Origin of the sequence: Hymenobacter ruricola (assembly GCF_015694525.1) — a bacterium.
Lineage (GTDB): Bacteria > Bacteroidota > Bacteroidia > Cytophagales > Hymenobacteraceae > Hymenobacter > Hymenobacter ruricola.
The window spans coordinates 12,206-32,767 of record NZ_JADQDM010000015.1; the positions used below are offsets into that span (position 1 = coordinate 12,206).

The window sequence follows — 20,562 nt, forward strand, 5'->3', positions numbered from 1 at the left end:
ATTATGAGTTGGCTGGGGCAGATTCTCGGTCAACTCATATTTAGTTGATTCATAGGCTTAACTCATAATTCCTAACTCATAATTCATAATTAACACCCCATGCTCAACCGCCGCCTCCTCCGTATCAAAGTCATGCAGTCGCTCTACTCCTACCACCAAGCGGTGGGAGCCGATTTAATGCTGGCTCAGGACCGTATTGCGGCTGCTTTCGAGCCCGACCTGACCGCCAAGGAAGCCCCCGACCGCCGAAAGCTGGAAGGCCAGCGCAAGCTGGGCGAAGCCCAACTGCGCGACTGGTACCGCACCGGCGTGACGCTCGAAAAGACCGATGATAAGGCCGTGGACAAAGCCGTGACGGACGCCATCAACTCCTTCCAGAACCAGGTGAAGAAGGACGCCGAACTCTACGCCGGGCAGCTGCTGGTGGGCGCCGAAAGCATTCACGACCAGTACCTGCACCTGCTCAACCTGCCCGCGGCGTTGCTGGGCGTGATTGAAGAAGAGCAGAGCCGCGAGGAGCGCCGCCGCCTGGGCCCGCGCGAGGATGCCTTGGACGCCAACCGCCTGCACCAGAACAAAGCCATTGCCAAGCTGATGGCCAACGAGCAGTTGCAGAGCACCACCATCCGGCGCAAGCTGCAGTGGGAAGGCGCCGAGGAAACCGAAGCCCTGCGCGCCGCCTGGGAAGAAATGAAGGCCGACGAAACCATCCGGACTTACCTGGCCGGCAAGGACACCGGCGCGCCCGAGCTGGACTATAACACCGACCTGGAAATCCTGCGGCACCTCTACAAAGACTTCGTGTTCAAGGGCGACGCGCTGCCGCGCCAATTAGAAGCAGCCGACCTGAACTGGGAGGAAAACCGGCCCATCGTGCGCAACTTGGTGCTGAAGACGCTCAAGATGCTGCCCCACGGCGCCGACGAAAAGCAGGAGCTCATGAACCTCTCGGCCAACTGGGCCGATGACCGCGAGTTTGCCGAAACGCTTTATAAGCAAACGCTCATCGAGGACGACAAGATGGAGAAGCTCATTGCCGGCTCGGTGCAGAACTGGGACGTGGAGCGCGTGGCGTTGCTCGACAAAATCATCCTGAAAATGGCCCTCACCGAGATGCAGCTCTTCCGCGGCATTCCGGTGAAAGTGACCATCAACGAATACATCGAAATCAGCAAGCTCTACAGCACGCCCAAGAGCAAGCAGTTTGTAAACGGCATTCTGGATAAGCTGGCCACCGATTTGGCGGCCAGTGGCGACATTCGCAAATCGGGCCGCGGCCTGCTGGACAACCAGTAAGATTGCGAGAACAACACCTAAACGTCATGCCGAGCGCAGCGAAGCATCTTTACCTCAATGGTAATCAATGCTAACCGCAGCGAAGCAGTAAAGATGCTTCGCTACGCGCTGCATGACGCCGCGTTTGTCAGTTCTGGGCGTTCGCAAATTCGGCCCAATTAGCCACCTTTGCACCCACGGCCGGGTTTCTGCGTACTCAGGCTCGAACTCATTTCCCACCTTCTCCCTCATCCCGACGACCATGGCCAGCAAAACCACCACCGGCATCTTGTGCTTCGCGGGCGGCGCCCTCACCGGCGCGGCCCTTGGCTTGCTCTACGCCCCCGAACCCGGCAGCGAAACCCGCTCCTGGCTCAGCTACCAGCTCGAAAAATACCGCTCCGTGCTGGCCGACCTCACCGACAGCCTGGTGACCAGCCGCGAAGGCGTGGGCCAGTCCTCGGCCAAAAGCGAAGGCCAGCGCGTGATTTCCGACGCCAAATCGAAAGCCGAACAACTGCTCGGCGACGTCGACCAACTCATCAACCAAATTAACTCCCGCAAGGGCAATTAATTTGCTGATTTCATGATGTGCTGATGTGCTACGCCAGACCTTTGCAGCCGCTTTCGGCTCATCGGTACCGCCATTCCGGCATGGTAGGCTAGCCGGCAGCACATCAGCACATTAATCCATCAGCACTTTAACCAGATGCACGTAGTAACCCTCATTCCCGGCGACGGCATAGGCCCCGAAATCACGAAATCGGTCACCGATATTTTTGCCGCGGCGCAGGTGCCTGTGCAGTGGGAAGAGCAGAACGCCGGCCAAACCACCTTCGACCAATCGGGCGAGCTGATTCCCACCGCGCTGCTTAAGTCACTTGAGAAGAACAAAGTAGGCCTGAAAGGCCCCTTGACCACCCCGGTCGGCAAAGGCTTCCGCAGCATCAACATCACGCTGCGTCAGAAGTACGACCTTTACCAGAACGTGCGCCCCGCCAAAACCACGCCGGGCATCAAATCCCGCTACGAGGGCATCGACCTGGTGCTGTTCCGCGAAAATACCGAAGGCCTGTACTCGGGCCTCGAAGTGTACGACGAGCGCCTGGGCATTGCCGATTCCTTCAACCGCATCACGGTGGAGGGCTCGCGCAAAATCTGCCGCGCGGCCTTCGCCTACGCCGCCAAGCACGGCCGCAAAAAGGTGACCCTGGCCCACAAAGCCAACATCCTGAAAATGGCCGGCACCCTGATGCTCAACGCCTGCAAAGAGGCCGCCAACGAGTTTCCGCACATCGTGTTCGAGGATAAAATCATCGACAACATGTGCATGCAGCTGGTGAACAAACCCGAGCAGTTCGACGTGGTGGTGACCACCAACCTGTTCGGCGACATCCTTTCCGACCTCTGCGCCGGCCTCGTGGGCGGCCTGGGCGTGGTATCGGGCGCCAACATCGGCGACAACATGGCCATTTTTGAAGCCGTGCACGGCTCGGCCCCCGACATTGCGGGCCAGGGCAAAGCCAACCCCACCGCCCTGCTCCGCTCGGCCCTGATGATGCTGCACTACCTCGGCGAGCACGCCAAGGCCGACCAGATTGAAAAAGCGCTGGAAGCTACCCTGCTGCACCCCGAGCAATGCACCGGCGACCTCGGCGGCCGCGCCAGCACCAGCGAGTTTGCCCAGCACATTATCGATAAGCTGTAATTGTTCAGCATTAGTTTGTCATCCTGAGCGCAGCGAAGGACCTCTCACCCTGGAACAACTCGTTCTAACTTGATAAGGTCCTTCGCTGCGCTCAGGATGACAAATGCCCCTCCTGTCTCCGCATTATGAAATACCAGATTATCCTTGCCACTGCCCTCCTGCTTGGTGCCTGCAACCGCGACAAAAACGAGGTGGGCACCGAAGGCATGAACGCGGCTGCCACCGAAGCCTCCGACGCCGCGGCCAATCCCACGGTGGACAACCCCAACGTGGTGAGCGAAAACGAAGCGGTGAACCCCAACGCCCCGGTGATGAAATTCGCCGAGGAGGAATTTGACTTCGGTGACATTCAGCCCGGCACCAAGGTGCACCACACCTTTACGTTCACCAACACCGGCAAGTCGGCGCTACTGATTGAGGACGCTACCGCTTCCTGCGGCTGCACCACGCCCAGCTGGACGCACGAGCCCGTGGCCCCCGGTGCCCAGGGCAAGATGGAAGTGCAGTTCGACAGCCACGGCAAGCAGGGCATCATCAGCAAGCAGGTGGCCATCCGGGCCAACACCCAGCCCAACATCACGACCATCCTCATCAAAGGCAACGTGTTGACGGCCAACGAGCAGAAAGCCCTTTAACGCATCCCTTTTAATTGTAAGCCATGCTGTTGACCTTGCTTTTACAGGCCGCCGGGGGAATGGATTTGACCTCGTTGATTTTCCCCATTGCCATTGGCCTGGTGATTTATTTTTTCATGATTCGGCCCCAGCAAAAGCGCACCGCTGAAGCCAAGGCCTTCCGGCAGGCGCTGGCCAAGGGCGCCCGCATCGTCACCATTGGCGGCCTGCATGGCCTGGTGGTCGACCTAACTGAAGACACCGTGGTGGTGGAAGTGGACCGTGGCACCAAGCTGCGTTTCGACCGCTCGGCCATTGCCCGCGAGGTGGGCAGCAAGGCCACCACCGGCACCGAGGCGGCCACCAGCTAGTCATGGACGGGCCCCTGAACCGGGCAGGCCGGCTGCTGCGCTGGTTCGTGCGCCCCTTCGCGGGCCAGGAGCCCAGCTTCTACCGGGCCGTGACGGCCTGCCTGCTGGCCGCGGGCCTGTTCTGGCAAATGAATGCCCTGAACAAAACCTACACCACCCGCCTGAGCTGCCCCTTGGCCTGGCACTACGATTCGGCCCGCTACGTGCCGCTGCGGCCCCTGCCCACGGCCCTGCCCGTGACCGTGACGGGCCAGGGCTGGCGCCTGCTGCGGGCCAACATGGGTTGGGGCGTCCGGCCGGCCGACTTGCGCCCCGTTCCTCTGCCCGGCACCCGCTACCTGCCCCCCGCGGCATGGCGCCGCGGCCTGCAAAACGCCCTGGAGAACGTGCAGGTAACCGAGTGGGCCGGCGACACCCTGCGCCTCACCTTCGACCGCTTTGCCACGCGCCGCCTGCCGCTGGTACTGGTTTCTGACACGGTTCCCGCTCCGGTCGTGCGCTTTAGCCCGGCGGTTGTGGCGTTTCGGGGGCCGGCCACTTTGATAAATTCACTGCCCAACCCCTACCCCGTGGCCCTCCCCCCGGGCTCGAACGACCCCGAAGGCACCGAGATAGAGCTGGTTGTTCCCGCACGGGTGCGGGCTTCGGCATCGGTGGTGCGGGCGCAGCGCGCCGGAGCGCCCGTGGCGCCTGCGCAACGGGGCCGGCGCCGCGCTTCTCACACTTCCCCTCATTGATTATGCTACGCATTGGCATCACCGGCGGCATTGGCTCGGGCAAAAGCATTGCCAGTCGCTTGTTTCAGGCCTTGGGCGTGCCCACCTACGACGCCGACTCCCGCGCCCGCTGGCTGATGGAAAACGGTCCCGCGTTGCGCCAGCAGCTCGGCGCCGCCTTCGGCCCGGATACGTACGATGCGGCCGGCCGCCTCAACCGCCCGGTGCTGGCGGCCACGGTTTTCAACAACCCCGGCCTGCTGGCCCAGCTCAACGCCCTGGTGCATCCACACGTGGGCACCGACTTTGAAACCTGGGCGAAAACTCAGGAAGCCGCCGGGCACGCGTACGTGCTCAAGGAAGCCGCGCTGCTCTTTGAGGCGGGCTCTTATAAGCAGCTCGACCGCATCATCACGGTGTTTGCGCCGCTGGCGGTGCGCGAGGCGCGGGTGCTGCGCCGCGACGCCCACCGTTCCCGGACCGACGTGCAAGCCATCATGGCCAAACAGCTGAGCGAGGACGAAAAGCGGCAGCGCGCCGACTACGTCCTCACCAACGACGACGTGCTGCCGCTGCTGCCGCAGGTGCTGGCCCTGCACGCCGCGTTCAGCGCTCCGCAGGGCACGTAAAAAAGGCTGCCTCTTGCGAAACAGCCTCCTTCTGGTAGATTGATGAGCTTGCTCCGGTTACAACCGGCCCGAATAGTCCTCCAGGGTATCAATTACTTTCAGCAGTTGGGGAACGGCCAAGGAGTAATAAATCTTGGTACCCACTTTGCTCGACTTCAGCACGCCCCGGTCTTTGAGGGTGATGAGGTGTTGCGAAGCAATGGCCTGCGGCAGGTCGAGGGCTTGGTAGATATCGGTAACGGACATTTGGCTGTCTTTGCCTTTGGTTTTGCCCAGCAGGTCAACAATAGCCAGTCGTTTGGGGTGCGAGAGAACCTTGAGCATAGCCGCGGCACGGTCCAACTGTTGCGCTTCAACACGCGAATGCAATGGTTTCATGAAATCAATAAAAAGTGAACGGAAAAATGGAAGCGTAGAATAAGTGCAATACAGTTGTACTACTCAGGTAGTTCCTAAGCAGCCCGCAAAATAGGGAAGAAAGAACCTATTTTGCGCTGCAATACTTGAGTATCTAAAGATTTTATTTCTGCGCCAAATGCAATTCGGTTTTCGGGACCGGCCGTGGGCTGGGCCTTACCTTTGCGGCTCTGCTTTTGGAGACGCTTTTTTGTGCCCCGCCGATGCTTGACCTGCTTACCAAGTTTGAAAACAAACGCCCCGAAATCGTTTTCGAGTGGCAAGACGCCGAAACCGAAGCCGAAGGCTGGGTGGTCATCAATTCCTTGCGCGGCGGCGCGGCCGGGGGCGGCACGCGCATGCGCAAAGGCCTGGACAAGCGCGAGGTAGAAAGCCTGGCAAAGACGATGGAGGTCAAGTTCACGGTATCGGGGCCGGCAATTGGCGGCGCGAAATCGGGCATCAATTTCGACCCGCAGGACCCGCGCAAGCGCGGGGTGTTGGAACGCTGGTACCGGGCCGTCATTCCGCTTCTGAAGAACTACTACGGCACCGGTGGGGACCTTAACGTGGATGAGATACATGAGGTTATCCCTATCACTGAAGAATACGGTCTTTGGCACCCGCAGGAGGGCGTCGTAAACGGCCACTACCGCGCCACCGAACCCCAGAAAATCCAGAAGCTGGGCCAGCTGCGCCAAGGCGTGGTGAAGGTGGTGGAAGACGCCGCTTTTTCGCCTGACCTGGCCCGCAAATACACCGTGGCCGACCTCATCACCGGCTACGGCGTGGCCGAAGCCGTGCGCCACTACTACCGCCTCTGGCCCGGCACCGACGTGCGCGGGCAGCGGGCCATCATCCAGGGCTGGGGCAACGTGGGCGCGGCGGCCGCCTACTACCTGGCCGGCCAGGGCGTGCGCATCGTGGGCATCATCGACCGGGCCGGCGGGCTGCTGAGCCCCGAAGGCTTCGGCCTGGAAGAAATCCGGGCGCTGCTGCTGGCCCGCCAGGGCAACGCGCTGACGGCCGACAACTTACTCTCGTTCGAGGAAATCAACGAGAAGGTGTGGTCCGTGGGGGCCGACATTTTTATTCCCGCCGCGGCCTCGCGCCTCGTGGCGCGGGCGCAGGTGGAGCAGTTGCTGGCCGGCGGCCTGAAGGTGATTAGCTGCGGGGCCAACGTGCCCTTCGCCGACCCCGAAATTTTCTTCGGTCCCACCGGCGTCTACGCCGACGAGCGCGCGGCCGTCGTGCCCGACTTCATCGCCAACTGCGGCATGGCCCGCGTGTTTGCCTACCTCATGGAAACCGGCGCTGAAATCACCGACCAAGCCATTTTCGCCGATACGTCGCGCATCATCGGCGCGGCCTTGGAGCGCACGCACGCCGAGGATGCGCAGCCCACCGGCATTGCGCAGCGCTCGTTTGAAATGGCACTGCGGCAGCTGGTGTAAGGCAAAATGCACTCAGGAGAATAGCAACCAGTCAGGTCGAGCTTGCCCGCAGTATTGCTTTGGCCCGCTGCAATCGATTGTAGCGGACCGGCAGCCCGGGCAGGCTCGGCATCCGGCTCTTATTCAAGCGCTGAAACTTCGCCCACGCGTGTTTATTTGCCAACAAATCGATATCTTTGACGCCCTACTTTTGATTCGCCCCGGTCCGGGGCGATTTTGTTTTGGTAGGAATTCCCACTTGTACTTATGTCTACACTCAAAAAACCCAAGACCAGCAAAACCAAAGTCGCCGACGAGATGCTGAACGCCGGCAGCGGCAAAACCATCAAGCAGCCCAACGTCAACGACGACAAACTGACCTCCATCACGGAAATGCGCCAGACGCACGGCGAGCCGGCCATGGCCCTCGAAGACGAGCAGCGCCTGCGCAAAGCTTTCGTGGACAAGGACTGGAACGAAATTAAAATCGCCGACAGCTGGCAGATTTTCAAGGTGATGGCTGAGTTTGTGGAGGGCTTCGAGAAGATGTCCAAAATCGGCCCGTGCGTGAGCATCTTCGGCTCGGCCCGCACCAAGCCCGACAACCCGTATTACCAGATGGCCGAGGAAATTGCGGCCAAGCTGGTGCGCCACGGCTACGGCGTCATCACGGGCGGGGGCCCCGGCATCATGGAAGCCGGCAACAAGGGAGCCCGCTCCGAGGGCGGTAAATCGGTGGGCCTCAACATCGAGCTGCCCTTCGAGCAAACCCACAACATCTACATCGACCAGGACAAGTGCATCAACTTCGACTACTTTTTCGTGCGCAAGGTGATGTTTGTGAAGTACGCGCAGGCCTTCGTGGGCATGCCCGGCGGCTTTGGCACGCTCGACGAGCTGTTTGAGGCCATGACGCTGATTCAGACCAAGAAAATCAGCCGTTTCCCCATCGTGCTGGTGGGCTCGGCCTACTGGAACGGCCTGTTTAAGTGGGTGAACGACGTGATGCTGCTGGAAGAAAAAAACATTTCGCCCGAGGACATGAATCTCGTGCAGATTGTGGACGACGCCAGCGAGGCGGTGAAAATCATCGACGACTTCTACCACAAGTACCTGCTGTCGCCGAACTTCTAAACCGGCCCGGCAACATCGTGGTTACCCAAAGCCGCTTCTTCGGAAGCGGCTTTTTTGTGGGTAGCTTTCGCCTTCCGTTGCCGTTGCCTATGCCCTCCCCCGCTTTCGCCGCTGATGTTGACTTCGACTACCTCGTTGTGGGCGGCGGCGCGGCGGGCCTCAGCCTGGCCTTTCACATCGCGCAGGAGCCGCGCCTGGCCGATAAAAAAGTGCTGCTCATTGAGCCCGAAGCCAAAGAGCAGAACGACCGGACTTGGTCGTTCTGGGCCGATGCGCCCACGGTGTTCGACGGCATTGTGGCGCACGAGTGGCGGCAGATTGCCTTCCGCAGCCCCGGCTTTGCGCGGGTCATCGACCTTGGGCGCTACCGCTACAAAACCATCAACGGGCTGGATTATTACCGCTTCGTGCGCCGGGCGCTGGCCGATAATCCGCAGTTTACCTTGGTGCGCGGCGCCGTGACCGGGCTGGAAAACACCCCCGCCGGTGCCCGAGCGCACATGGAAATAGCCGGGCAGTCTTTCACGGCCCGCTACGCCTTCGACAGCCGCCCGCCAAACCTGGCCAAGCAGCAGCCCACGAAGCACCGCTACCTGTTGCAGCACTTCGTGGGCTGGGAAATTGAAACCGAAACCGATGTTTTCGACCCAGCCACGGTGGAGTTTATGGACTTTCGCGGCGAGCAGCATCATGAGGCGCGGTTTATCTACGTGCTGCCCTTCTCGGCTCGCAAAGCGTTGGTAGAGTACACGTTATTTTCAGAAAAAGTATTGCCTAAAGCGGAATACGAAGCGGCTATTCGCGACTATCTAAGCCACACGCTCGGCTTGAAATCTTACCACATTGTGGCCGAGGAAGTGGGCGCCATTCCGATGACGGACCACCCGCTGCCGGCCCGCAACGGCCCGCACATCCTCAACCTGGGCACCCGCGGCGGGCGAGCCAAGCCCAGCACCGGCTACGCCTTCAAGCGCATCCAGCAGCACTCGGAGCGGCTGGTGGCGGCGCTGGCCAGCACCGGCCGTCCGCCCGCCGACCCCACCGGCGACAAATGGCAGTTCCGCCTCTTCGACACGCTGCTGCTCGACATCATGAAGCGCCGCGGCGAAACCACGCGGGACATTTTCCGCCAATTGTTTGAGCGCAACCCGGTGGAGCGCATCTTCCGCTTTCTGGACGAGGAAACGTCGTGGGCCGACAACCTGCGGGTGATGAACTCGGTGTCGGCGGGCCCGTTCATGCGGTCCATTGCGCAGGTGCTGCGGGGCCGGCCGGGCCAGCGCGAGTAGCCTCCAAGGGCTTTCTACCGTTGCGGGGCCAATTCCAGGCAGGTGCGGGCGGCTTGCACGGTGGCGGCCGAAATGGGCCGCAGCTGCGGCTCGGCTTCCGAAAGGTTGAGCAGGTAGCCGGACAGCTCGGGCAGGTTGTCGAGGTCGTGGGTGCTGCACAACACGGTTTTTCCCTGCGTGGTGGCCCACTGATGCACCAAGCCGAACACTTGGCGCCGGTAGTACACGTCGAGCTGCTGGGTGGGCTCGTCCAGCAAATACACCTGGGCATCCTGCAGGCTGAGCTGCGCCAGCCACACCAGCTGCTGCTCGCCGCCGGAGAGCTGGGTAAAGTCGCGCGCGGCGAGGTGGGCCATGCCTACCTGGGCCAGCGCGGCATCGGCCAGCGCGTAATCGGCCGGAGCATAAGCGCTTAGCAGGCCGTGGTGGCGGTAGCGGCCCATCACCACCAGCTCGCGCACGGCAACGGAGAAATCAATGCTGCCGCGCTGGGGCAGGTAGCCCAGCAGGCCGGCAGCGGCAGCCCGGCGCAAGCTGCGCACTTCCTGCCCCAGCAACTGCACGCTGCCCTGGTAGGGCAGCTGCCCCGTGAGCACCCGAAACAGCGTGGTTTTGCCGCTGCCGTTGTGGCCCACCACGGCCACGAAAGCGGGCGCGGGCAGGCACAAAAAAAGGTTGCGAACCAACACCCTTCCGGGGTAGCCCGCAACCAGATTTTCTATTTGAAGTGCTTGGTGCTTGGTTATCAGTGCTTGGCTCATTGCTGGCAGTTAATCCTGGAAATAGCCAAGCACCAACAACCAAGCACCAGACACCATTAATATTCGTCCTCGTTGAACATGAAGTCCTCCTTGGTGGGGTAGTCGGGCCACACTTCCTCGATGTTTTCGTAGGGCTGGCCGTCGTCTTCCAGGGCTTGGAGGTTTTCCACCACTTCCATGGGCGCGCCCGAGCGGATGGAGAAGTCAATCAGTTCGTCTTTGGTGGCGGGCCAGGGAGCATCTTCCAGGTAAGAAGCCAGTTCGAGTGTCCAATACATAGGAGTCGGATAAAAAAAGGTGGGCGAAGGTAACTATTTCCGGGCAAGATACAAGCCCGAAACGAGGGCCTTGTGGGCGGTATTTCCGGCAACGCAAAACGCGGCCCAAAGTTTTAGCCAGCCGCCTGTGCCTGCTGGGTAAACAAGGCAATCAGGTCGTTTTTCGTGCGAATTTTGCGTTCAAACGACCGGATTTTGGTTTGCAGCAGCTGCCGGAACGAGTCATTGGCGGCGCTGGGGCTCAGCTTGTCGAGGTTGTCGCGCAGGGTGGCCAGTTCGGCGTGGTCGTCGGTGAGCATCTCGCGCAGGGTGCTGGCCCGGAAGCGCGCCCGCTCGGCCGGGGCCGTGGGCAGGGTTTCGGTGGCGGCGCGCTTGCGCAGGTGGTACTCCAGGGCACTGAGCTCGAATATCTTGTCGCAGGCCACCATGAAGCGCTGCCAGATGCGGTCGGACTCTTCGCCGCGCACGGTGCCGACCTGTTTCCATTCGGCCTGCAGGGCTTTGGCCTGGTGAATGGCTTCCTGGGGCGGTACGGCCATCAGGGCTTCGGCACGCTCGGCGAGGACGCGCTTGCGGGCCAGCAGCTGCTCGGGGGTGGCGGCGGCACCGAGGCCGGCGGCCTGCTGGGCGGCAATGTGGGCTTTGAGGCGCTCGAAGAAATGATTGTTGGCCGCGCGGAAGCGCGTCCAGAGCTCGGAGGCCTGCTTTTTGGGCAGGGTGCCGTTTACTTCGCGCCAGGCCTGCTGCAGCAGCTTGAGCTGGCGGGAGGTGGCTTCGAACTGGTCGGAGTTTTTTAGGTTTTCGGCCTGCTGAATGAGGTCGCGGTAGCGATTTTGCACGCGCGCCGCCATGGCCTTTTTGTCGGACTGGAAAGCCTTGCGCCGGTCGAAAAATTCCTGGATGGCGGCCTGGAAACGGGTTTCCAGTTCGTCGGTCAGGGCTTTGTCGATGGGGCCGGTTTTGAGCCAGCCCTGGCGCAGGTCCTTCACCTTTTCGCTGGCCGACACCCACTCCACGCTGTCGCGCAGGGCTTCGGCCTCCTGAATAAAGCCCAGCTTGGTGGCCAGGTTTTTCTCCCGGTTTTGGCTCACGGTCACGCCAATGGCCTGCTCGGTCTCGGTGAGGCGGCGGTGCAGGCTCTCGAAATCGCCGAGGCCGTCGAAGGTCAGCAGCTGCTCTTTGAGGTGCAGCGCCTTCATCAAAAACGACCCTTTGTTTTCGCTGGCGTCCATTTTGGCCAGCAAGGCGTCTACTTTCGCGCGTAGCGTCTCAAAGCGGTGAGCGAAGTAGAGGAGGGCGGCTTCGTCGGTTTCTTTGACCAGGCCAATCTGGCGGGCGGGCTGGGCAAGCACGGGGCGCAGCCACACGCCGCCGGCTTCCACGTAGCCGTAGCGCTGGGCTTCGGCCAGCAAGTGGTCGGTTGGTTCCATACTGATGTGTAAGCTCGTGGGTAGGAGGGCGAGGGGGAAGAGGGAAAAGGAATGAAGTGGCTGAAAAGGGAAGGGGAAGGGAATACAAGTTTACGGTAAAAAGGTGATGTAATGATGTAGGCCCCGGGAAACGGGCCCGAAAGCGGGTTCGATGTCGCCCCGCGGCCGACGCATGGGCCGCAAAACCCGGCGGCCGAGGCATGGCCCACAAGCCGGGGTTGTCGTTCTTTGCGGCTGCAATTCTTTCATTCGCCCTTTCCCCACGATTTCCCATGAGCGACCAGACCATCATCTTCAGCATGGCCGGCGTGAGTAAGATTTACCCGCCCCAGAAGCAAGTTCTCAAAAACATCTACCTCTCGTTTTTCTACGGCGCCAAGATTGGCGTGCTCGGCCTCAACGGCTCGGGCAAGTCGAGTTTGCTGAAAATCATTGCCGGCGTCGACAAGCAGTTTCAGGGCGAAGTGGTGTTTTCGCCGGGCTACTCGGTGGGCTACCTGGAGCAGGAGCCGCAGCTCGACCCCACCAAAACCGTGCGCGAAGTGGTGGAGGAAGGCGCCGCCGAAACCGTGGCCCTGCTGAAAGAATACGACGAAATCAACGAGGCCTTCGGGGCCGAAGACGCCGATTTCGACAAGCTGCTGGACCGCCAGGGCAAGGTGCAGGAGCGGCTGGACCAGCTCGACGCCTGGAACCTCGACACCAAGCTGGAACGCGCCATGGACGCCCTGCGCACCCCGCCGCAGGAGGCCGTCATTGGCAACCTTTCGGGCGGCGAGAAGCGCCGGGTGGCTCTGTGCCGCCTGCTGCTACAGGAGCCCGACGTGCTGCTGCTGGACGAACCCACCAACCACCTCGACGCCGAGAGCGTGCTGTGGCTGGAGCAGCACCTGCAGCAATACAAAGGCACGGTCATCGCCGTGACCCACGACCGGTACTTCCTCGACAACGTGGCCGGCTGGATTCTGGAGCTGGACCGCGGCTCGGGCATTCCGTGGAAGGGCAACTACAGCAGCTGGCTGGAGCAAAAAACCGCCCGCCTGGCCCAGGAAGAAAACCAGGAAAGCAAGCGTGCCAAGACGCTGCAGCGCGAGCTGGAGTGGGTGCGCATGTCGCCCAAAGCCCGCCAAAGCAAGGGCAAAGCACGCCTCGCCAACTACGACAAGCTGGCCAGCGAGGAAGCCAAAGACAAGGAGCAGAAGCTGGAGCTGTTCATCCCCGACGGCCCGCGCCTGGGCGCGCAGGTGATTGAGGCAGAGGGCATCACCAAAGCCTTTGGCGACAAGCTGCTGTTTGAGAACCTGAGTTTCTCGCTGCCGCAGGGCGGCATCGTGGGCATCATCGGGCCGAACGGCGCGGGCAAAACCACGCTGTTCCGGCTGATTACGGACCAGTTGCAACCCGACGCGGGCACGTTCGAAGTCGGCCCCACGGTGCAAACCGCCTACATCGACCAGCAGCACGACACGCTGGACGGTAGCAAGTCGGTGTTCGACACCATCACGGGCGGCACCGAAACCATGCTGCTGGCCGGCCGGCCGGTGAACTCGCGCGCCTACGTGAGCAAATTCAACTTCGGGGGCGGCGACCAAGAGAAGAAAGTGGCCATGCTCTCGGGCGGCGAGAAAAACCGCGTGCACCTGGCCATGACCCTCAAGCAAGGCGCCAACCTGCTGCTGCTCGACGAACCGACCAACGACCTGGACGTGAACGCCATCCGGGCCCTGGAGGACGCGCTGGAGAACTTTGCCGGCTGCGCCGTCATCATCAGCCACGACCGGTGGTTTCTGGACCGGTTGGCCACGCACATTCTGGCGTTTGAGGGCGACTCGGAGGTGGTGTGGTTCGAGGGCAACTTCTCGGACTACGAGGAAGCCAAGCGCAAGCGCCTGGGCGACGTGGAGCCGAAGCGCGTGCGGTACAAGAAGCTGGGGTAGGCAAATGTGGCGGCAGTGATGTAGCTTGGCGCGTCCCTTCAGCCCTGCCATGAACACTGCCGACCATTATGACCAGGAAGCCGATGGTTTCGGCGAACAGGCCCGCATTGCCGAGGAAACCGAAGCCCGGCTGGCCGCCGACCCGGCCGTGCAGGCGTGGCTGACGCAGTTCTACGGCGATGGCAGTGGCCTGCTCGCTCATTATGCCGAAAAAAAAGCCAGCTACCTCGTGCACGGCCCCGGCTGGCTGGCGGCTGAGGAAAACCGCGCCCTGCGGCCGCTGACCGAAGCAAACGAGCGCCTGTGGGAAATTCAGCAGAAAAAGCTGTTTAACCTGCAATGCGAGTGGCGGGCAGGCCTGCTCGACCTGCCCGGTGTGGAAACCGGAGCGGAATTTGCCGAATGGGGCCGCGACATTACCCGCTGCCCGCTGCTGTCGCCCATCAGCGCCGAGGACGTGGACCTGTACCGGGCCTACCTGCTCAGCGACGACTGCGTGGACGTGGGGGCGGGCGTTACCGGGCAGCTCGTCTGGCAGGAATACGACATGTTCCGGCAGTGGCACCGGCTGGAAGAGGCGGGCTCGGACTCGCCGGGCCACGACATGGGCCGGGCCCTGCCCGAGGGCCTGCAAGACTCCTTCGGCAACCTCTTCAACCTGCTTTTTCGCTACCCGGAGTGGTACGCTTACTACGACCTGTACAGGGGCACCGGCCCACTGCTACGCCTGCCCGACGAGCGTAGCCCGGCCCCGAGCCCGGCCTTGCCCGCCGCGCCTGTGCCGCCCGAAACCCCAACGGAACCGCCGGAACCGCCGCTGCGCCACCTAAGCGCCACCGATTTGGCGTTGTCGGAAACCCTCATCAAGCGGTTTGAAAGCCGGGAGGTGCTGCGGTATATGCGCGTCATGGAGTTCCGGCCGGAGCAGGACGCCGAAACCGAAGCCATGTACGGCGTGTACGAAGAGCTGAGCGAAGCCCGCGAACCCGTGCCCGTGGCGGCCGGCCCCGACTGGCGCGAATGCCTGCGCCGGGCCCAGGTGGCCCACGGGAAGCGGACCCTGGCCGACGCCCTGCCGGCGGCCTACCGCGACTACTGCCTGCGCGAACAGGCCGGCATTGCCCACCCGCCGCTGGGATAGCCGGGGCTGAGAGTTCGAGCCGTTCCTTTTATACCGCTGTCCATGCCCTCTGAAATCACCCGGAAGCTGGCCGCCGAGCGCCGCCAATTGGCCCAACTGGTGCGCGACACCGAACACGAGCTGCGCACCAACCCCGACTACCAGTCGTATTTCGCCGGCTACACCCCGGCCAGCGTGGCGGCGTTCATCGAAGCGTATGCCCAGCGCAAGGCCCGCTATGTGCTGCACGGCCCCGTTCAGGCGCAGTGGCGGGAGCGCCACGCCGCCGAGCTGCACACCGAGGCCTACCAGCGCCTGTGGGACATTCAGCAAAAAAAGCTGTTTGACCTGCAGTGCCGCTGGCGGGCCAAAGAAATCGACTTGCCGGGCGTGAACATCTACCAGCAGTTTGGCGAGTGGGAGGGCCACCCCGAGCGCTGCGAGTTCCTGCCCCCCATTGAGCCCGACGAGGTGGAGCTGTACCGGGCCTACCTGCTCAGCCCCGAATGCCTCGACGCGGCCGACCACTACAGCGACTGGCGGCCCGACAACTGGCAGAACTACGCCGACGCCCACCTGACCGCGGAGCCGGACTACGACCCTGACGACTTTTATGCCGACGACGAGGCCAGCCAGAACAACTTCCACCCCGGCTACCTGCCCTGGTACCGCTACCACGACCGCCACCACGGCACCGACATGCTGGCCCTGCCCGACCTGCGCGGCGCGCGCCAGAAGCACTACGCCACCCTGTACCTGAAGGCCGCCCACGCCCGGCAGGCCGCCGAAAAAGCCGCCGCCCTTGGGGGCGCCCCGGTGGCGGACACCCTGCCCGCCGTTATCGCGGCCATCGTGGCCGACCCGGCTGCCCCGGTGCCCGACCCCGCGGCCGGCCACGACCGGCGCACCATGTGGGGGCATTGCGACTGGGACGAGCTGTTTGACGAAATCGCCGAAGCGTTTGACCCCACGCCCCGCCTCCGGCAGCTCAAGCAAGCCATGGATGCCGGCCTGCACCACCGCGACACCGACAACGACGAAGTGAGCAACGCGTTTGACGTGCTGATGGAGGCCGAGGAGCTGGTGCCGCTCGAAGCCGGGGCCGACGACTGGCGCGCGGCCCTGGTGACGGCCGCCACCGACCTGCGCAAGCGCTGGCTGGCCGAGGCCCTGACCACGGTGTACGAGCAGTACCGCCAGCGCCTGGCGCTGGGCCTGCGCCCCACCCCGCCGGCCGAACACGAGGGGATGAGCCGCGAGGACTACGAGAAGCACGTGCTGAACGTGCAGCGCGAATGGGTGCTGGGCGGCCGGGCCCTGTGCGGCGAACCCCAGGATTTCAACTACTAACCGCTCTTTCCTGCCCCAACCCATGCCCGACGACGACCCATCCCTCCGCTACCTGCCCTACCACGACCCCCGGCGCGCGGCGGCCCGCCACCGCGAAATGGTGCGCCTGCAGGCCGAAACCCTGGCCCGGCACCAGGACAACCCCGCCGTGCAGGAATGGCTGCGGCAGTTCCGCGACGACGGCCGGGGGTTTCTGGAATCCTACGCCGACAGCCGGGCCAGCAGCCTCACCGCCGGCCGCAACCAGTTGGAGTACGAGCAGCGCCTCGACCAAGAACTGGCCCGCGAGGCCAAGCACCGCCTGCGGGAAATTCAGCAGCGCAAGCTGTTTGCCGAGCAGGTGCGCTGGCGGGCCGGCGAGGCCACGGCCGCCGATGCCCACGTGCACACGGCCGCCGACTTCCGGCATTGGGGCTATAAGATAAAAAAGTGCCACTGGCTGCCGCGCATCACTGCCGAAGAGGTGGAGGACTACCTCACCTACCTGGCCAGCCCCTACTGCGCGGACGCCGACCCGGAGGCGGTGCAGCCCGATGACTTCCAGGACTACGACGCTTTCCGGCGCTACCTGCTGCTGCGGGGCGACGACTATGACCCCGCCGGGGTGTTGCGCCGGCGGCGCCCCGCCCCCCTGGCCGGGGAGGCACTGTGGTACCCCGGCTGGTACGCTTGGTGCGACCAGCGCGACGGCCCGCCCAACCTGGTGCTGGCCCGGCCCAACCTACGCGGCTTCGCTAATGGCCCCGACGACGACGACGCGGAGGAGGGCGACTTCTCCGGCCTTTTTCGGCCCGCCTTGCCGCCGCCGCCGCCGCCCACCCCCGAGCCCACCGGGCCCGCGCCCCTGCCCTGGCTGGGCTACGCCGCCTACGCGGGCCTCACCGCTACCCTCATGCGCGAGCAGGAAACCGCCGAGCTGCAACGCTACCACCAGGCCTGCCTGCCCCCGCCCACCGAGCCGGAAGCCCCGGCCGTGGCCGAAGTGGAGCGCCTGCTCAACAACGCCGGGCACGAGGCCGGCCGGCGGCTGACCGAGATTCCCGAGCGCCTGCCCATCGCGGCGGCCGAGGACTGGCGCGAAGCCCTGCACCTCACCTGGCTCGACCACCGCAAGCGCTGCCTGGCCACGGCCATTCGCGCGGCCTTCGCCACGTACCAGGCCCGGCAGCCGGGCCACTAGCGCGGGCGCTTTCCGTTGTTTATTCTCTATCTCACGGCTTTTTTTGGTTACCGTATGGCTACTAATTATCACCTCAACGCGGCCGAAGAAGCAGAACGGTTTGCCCGGCAGCAGCGCGACTTCGAGCACGAGCTGCGCACCGACCCGCGCTACCAGCCCTACCTGGCGGGCTACGAGCCGGCCAGCGTGGAGGCGTTCATTAAACACTACGCGGCCCACAAGGTGAAGTGCCTGCGCACGGGGCCGGGCATGGTGAAGTTTCGCTTCCACCAGGTTATCGAGTACCAGGAAAGCGCCTACGAGCGGCTGTTCGACATTCAGCAGAAGAAGCTGTTTGACCTGCAGGTGCGCTGGCGGGCCGGTGAAATTGCCCTGCCCGGCGTGCTGGTGGGCGAGCAGTTCAACCGCTGGAGCCGCTACATTCACGCCTGCCCCTGGCTGCCGCCCATCACGCCCGCCGAATTTGAGCTGTACTGCGAGTACCTGGCCAGCCCCGCCTGCCGCGACGTGGGCGACCACCCCGACCACCGCCGCTTCGACAACTGGCAGGAATACGACTGGATGCGGGCCGGGTGGCGGCAGCAGCAGCCCCACCCGCCCACCCTGGAAGCGCACGACGATTATTGCGCCTACCCCGACTGGTACGCTTACTACGATGCCCGCCTGGGCGCGCCCGCGGGCTACCCCTTCGCCACCCACCCCAACCACAAAGGCGAGCGCCAGGAGTACTACGAAGACCTGTACTTCGCCGACAAGCACACCCGCGAGCCCCCAGCGCCCTACGTGCCCGACCCGCGCCCGTCTTACTACGACCACGCCCCCGAAACCGCCGACAGCGCGCCCGACGAATACATCGAGCAGGACCCGGCCCGGTTCGAGGCCTTCGCCCGCGCCTTCGAGCCCGACCCCGAACCCCTCATTGCCTACCGCCGCGCCTGGCTGCGGCTGCAGGGCAGCCACCACAGCCACTACACCGAACGGGCCGACACCAGCCGCGAAAACCTGTGGGCGGCCCCCAACCCCTGGCCCGTGGCCGCGCACGCCGACTGGCGCCTGGGCATCGTGGCCGCCGCCCAGGAGCTGGACCGCACCCGGCTGCTGGCCGCGCTGCCGGCCGTGTTCGATGACTACCAGTTCCGGCTGGCCACCGGCCTCGCGCTGGCGGCTCCCGACGCGTACCGCGCCTACCACGATGCGAACGGCCCCGAAGACGACGATATGGAGGAATATTGCGCCACGCCCACGTACCTGACCACAGCCATCCTGGGCGGCCGGGAGCTGGCCGGCGAACCGCGGGATTTCAACTATTGAGGCGGGGCGGCTGGCGCGGGCTGGTCAGGCCCCGGGTTCCAGCGTCAGGGTCAGCGCGTCCACCGTCACCAGCACTTGGCCGGGGCCGGCGGGGCGCTGGGCCTGCACCTCCAGCCACACCGCTTGTCCGCCGTGGGCCAGCCTGAGTGGGGCAAGCAGGGCAAGAAACTCTTCGCCTTCGCTCACTGCTTCCTCGCGCAGCAGCAGCGCCTGCGTGGTGCCGGCGGCTTTGAGCTGCACGGTGACGCGCGCACCGGCTGGCTTGTACACGAACAGCCGCAGCTCGTGCCGCACGGTGGCCGCCGCGCCCGCGGGCAGCGCCAGCGGCTGGTGCAGCCCGAAACGCCACTTCCCTTCCAGTTCCGGGCCGTGGGGGCGCAGCTCGCACACCAGTTCGCGGCCGAAAGTGAGGCGGCAGGCGGGGCCGGTGAAGGAGCAGGAGACGGGGAAGGTTTCGGGCGGGGTGGTGCCGAGGCGGAAGAGGGTGGCGGGGCCCCAGGCGGGGAGGAAAGCAGATGGCATCGGATGCGGTCGGGTGAAATGATTGGCAAGCTAGCCGGGTACCAGTTCCCGAATCGAAAGAGCTACAAAAGAAACTGATAGCGCAGCTTCGCGCCGCCCGCGCCGCCGCCCACGAGCTTAGGCGGGAAGCCGCTTCGCGCACGGCGGCGGATGCGGCGTTTGTGGGGCGGTGTTTGGGGGGCTTGAAAAAAGCCCCGGCCGCGTGGGGCGCGGCCGGGGCATGGGTTTACCAGGAAAAGGGGGTTGCGAGAGGAGGTAGCTACTTTTTCACTTTCTGCTTGTTGCCCTTGACCTTCTTTTTAGCAGGTGCCGTTTTAGCCGACATTTCCAGCTTAAGCGTCATCTCAGTGGCGGTGGTGGAATCGCTCGGAGTGCTTGGCTTGGGAGTAGGGGCAGCATCTGGGGCGGGCTTGGGTTTCGCTTTTTCGGCTTCGGCTTTCGCCTTTTCGGCTTCGCTCTTGGCTTTCTCAGCTTCGGCTTTTGCCTTTTCGGCTTCGGCTTCGTCTTTTACGGCGGCGGCATAGGTTTTCAGGGTGGACTGAAACAGTCGTTCGTACATGGTGCTGCCCGACGTTGTTGCATCGGGCTTGCCATCGGCCGGACAGCCGCAGGTATAGAAAGCGTCCGGCTTATTGTTGGCTCCCTCGGCTATTCGATATAGGGCGTCCCGTAGCATATTCACGTTGGCGGTTCGCTGGCCAAGCTGGGCGATGGTGGAGGCCGTTTTCAACTGGGCCTCTGCGTCTACCTTGTCCAGTACTTTCGCTTTGGACAGCAGGTCCAACGATTTTTGCACAGCGGCATCCGGCGTTACTTCGGCCAACACCGTCGTAGTGCCGTCGGCTTTCGCGTTGATAATGGAGGAGCGTTTGGTGGCGTCGAAGTGAGACCAAAAGAGCGTGCCGTCTTTGGAGTCGTCGCTGACAAATTTTCTAGCGCGAACAATTCCTGCCCGACTGTTTGCCGTTGAGCCTCTAAAAACATTCCCCGCTATTGTGCAGCCCGTCAACAGGCCAACGCTGGGTAGCAGCAGGAGCAGCAGCAACTGCGGAAGAGGGAGCTTTGTGAAATGTGACATGGCGGTTTGGTCTTTGCAAAAATTGGCGTT

General features: G+C 63.3%; 21 protein-coding genes. 15 read left to right on the forward strand and 6 right to left on the reverse strand.

The genetic code is table 11. The features are described from left to right. Positions 1–99: 99 nt before the first annotated feature. The 7 genes from nusB (at position 100) to coaE (ending at position 5,313) form a co-directional block, all read left to right on the forward strand. Positions 100–1,296, forward strand: coding sequence for a transcription antitermination factor NusB (gene nusB / locus I2H31_RS20195; protein ID WP_196294864.1), 1,197 nt, complete (start codon positions 100–102; stop codon positions 1,294–1,296). Positions 1,297–1,537: 241 nt separating this feature from the next. Then, positions 1,538–1,849 carry a YtxH domain-containing protein gene (locus I2H31_RS20200; RefSeq protein WP_196294865.1) on the forward strand — a complete coding sequence of 104 codons (312 nt, stop codon included), beginning with the start codon at positions 1,538–1,540 and terminating at the stop codon, positions 1,847–1,849. Between the two features lie 135 nt (positions 1,850–1,984). Continuing rightward, positions 1,985–2,983 (forward strand): isocitrate/isopropylmalate dehydrogenase family protein, encoded by a 999-nt coding sequence (locus tag I2H31_RS20205; protein ID WP_196294866.1) that lies wholly within the window; start codon positions 1,985–1,987, stop codon positions 2,981–2,983. A 125-nt stretch (positions 2,984–3,108) separates the two neighbouring features. Further along, positions 3,109–3,618, forward strand: a complete 510-nt coding sequence (locus tag I2H31_RS20210; RefSeq protein WP_196294867.1) for a DUF1573 domain-containing protein — start codon at positions 3,109–3,111, stop codon at positions 3,616–3,618. 23 nt (positions 3,619–3,641) lie between these two features. After that, positions 3,642–3,968, forward strand: a complete 327-nt coding sequence (gene yajC / locus I2H31_RS20215; RefSeq protein WP_196294868.1) for a preprotein translocase subunit YajC — start codon at positions 3,642–3,644, stop codon at positions 3,966–3,968. Between the two features lie 2 nt (positions 3,969–3,970). Further along, positions 3,971–4,705, forward strand: a complete 735-nt coding sequence (locus I2H31_RS20220; protein WP_196294869.1) for a YbbR-like domain-containing protein — start codon at positions 3,971–3,973, stop codon at positions 4,703–4,705. Positions 4,706–4,707: 2 nt separating this feature from the next. After that, positions 4,708–5,313 (forward strand): dephospho-CoA kinase, encoded by a 606-nt coding sequence (gene coaE, locus I2H31_RS20225; RefSeq protein ID WP_196294870.1) that lies wholly within the window; start codon positions 4,708–4,710, stop codon positions 5,311–5,313. 57 nt (positions 5,314–5,370) lie between these two features. Here coaE and I2H31_RS20230 read toward each other — a convergent pair whose 3' ends face one another. Beyond that, a complete protein-coding gene (locus I2H31_RS20230) occupies positions 5,371–5,637 on the reverse strand; it encodes an ArsR/SmtB family transcription factor (RefSeq protein ID WP_223827754.1) in 267 nt (88 codons plus the stop codon). A gap of 296 nt (positions 5,638–5,933) precedes the next feature. On the opposite strand from I2H31_RS20230, the gene I2H31_RS20235 reads away from it, so the two are divergent. From I2H31_RS20235 to I2H31_RS20245, 3 genes are all read left to right on the forward strand, one after another. Then, complete coding sequence (locus I2H31_RS20235; protein ID WP_196294871.1) at positions 5,934–7,163, forward strand: Glu/Leu/Phe/Val dehydrogenase dimerization domain-containing protein; 1,230 nt, start codon at positions 5,934–5,936, stop codon at positions 7,161–7,163. 372 nt (positions 7,164–7,535) lie between these two features. After that, entirely contained in the window at positions 7,536–8,276 is a 741-nt protein-coding gene (locus I2H31_RS20240; protein WP_230687955.1) for an LOG family protein, read from the forward strand. Positions 8,277–8,365: 89 nt separating this feature from the next. Continuing rightward, a complete protein-coding gene (locus I2H31_RS20245) occupies positions 8,366–9,565 on the forward strand; it encodes a lycopene cyclase family protein (RefSeq protein ID WP_196294873.1) in 1,200 nt (399 codons plus the stop codon). Positions 9,566–9,579: 14 nt separating this feature from the next. Here the strand turns inward: I2H31_RS20245 and I2H31_RS20250 are convergent, their stop codons facing one another. From I2H31_RS20250 to I2H31_RS20260, 3 genes are all read right to left on the reverse strand, one after another. Next, complete coding sequence (locus tag I2H31_RS20250; RefSeq protein ID WP_317192250.1) at positions 9,580–10,254, reverse strand: ABC transporter ATP-binding protein; 675 nt, start codon at positions 10,252–10,254, stop codon at positions 9,580–9,582. Positions 10,255–10,382: 128 nt separating this feature from the next. Further along, entirely contained in the window at positions 10,383–10,604 is a 222-nt protein-coding gene (locus I2H31_RS20255) for a DUF2795 domain-containing protein (RefSeq protein WP_035561220.1), read from the reverse strand. Between the two features lie 113 nt (positions 10,605–10,717). After that, entirely contained in the window at positions 10,718–12,034 is a 1,317-nt protein-coding gene (locus I2H31_RS20260) for a DUF349 domain-containing protein (protein ID WP_196294875.1), read from the reverse strand. A 272-nt stretch (positions 12,035–12,306) separates the two neighbouring features. Here I2H31_RS20260 and ettA point away from each other — a divergent pair, with 272 nt between their 5' ends. From ettA to I2H31_RS20285, 5 genes are read left to right on the forward strand one after another with little or no spacing between them, the layout of a single operon-like run. Then, the gene (gene ettA, locus I2H31_RS20265) at positions 12,307–13,971 is read left to right on the forward strand and encodes an energy-dependent translational throttle protein EttA (protein WP_196294876.1); all 1,665 of its coding nucleotides are present in this window, start codon (positions 12,307–12,309) and stop codon (positions 13,969–13,971) included. 49 nt (positions 13,972–14,020) lie between these two features. Next, positions 14,021–15,112, forward strand: coding sequence for a hypothetical protein (locus I2H31_RS20270; RefSeq protein ID WP_196294877.1), 1,092 nt, complete (start codon positions 14,021–14,023; stop codon positions 15,110–15,112). 42 nt (positions 15,113–15,154) lie between these two features. Further along, a complete protein-coding gene (locus tag I2H31_RS20275) occupies positions 15,155–16,441 on the forward strand; it encodes a hypothetical protein (protein ID WP_196294878.1) in 1,287 nt (428 codons plus the stop codon). Between the two features lie 22 nt (positions 16,442–16,463). Continuing rightward, positions 16,464–17,621, forward strand: a complete 1,158-nt coding sequence (locus I2H31_RS20280; protein ID WP_196294879.1) for a hypothetical protein — start codon at positions 16,464–16,466, stop codon at positions 17,619–17,621. A gap of 54 nt (positions 17,622–17,675) precedes the next feature. Further along, a complete protein-coding gene (locus I2H31_RS20285; protein WP_196294880.1) occupies positions 17,676–18,932 on the forward strand; it encodes a hypothetical protein in 1,257 nt (418 codons plus the stop codon). A 24-nt stretch (positions 18,933–18,956) separates the two neighbouring features. On the opposite strand, the gene I2H31_RS20290 is transcribed toward I2H31_RS20285, so the two are convergent. Further along, on the reverse strand, positions 18,957–19,454 hold the full coding sequence (locus tag I2H31_RS20290) for a hypothetical protein (protein ID WP_196294881.1): 498 nt from the start codon (positions 19,452–19,454) through the stop codon (positions 18,957–18,959). 259 nt (positions 19,455–19,713) lie between these two features. Beyond that, positions 19,714–20,532, reverse strand: a complete 819-nt coding sequence (locus I2H31_RS20295; RefSeq protein WP_196294882.1) for a hypothetical protein — start codon at positions 20,530–20,532, stop codon at positions 19,714–19,716. Positions 20,533–20,562: the final 30 nt, after the last annotated feature.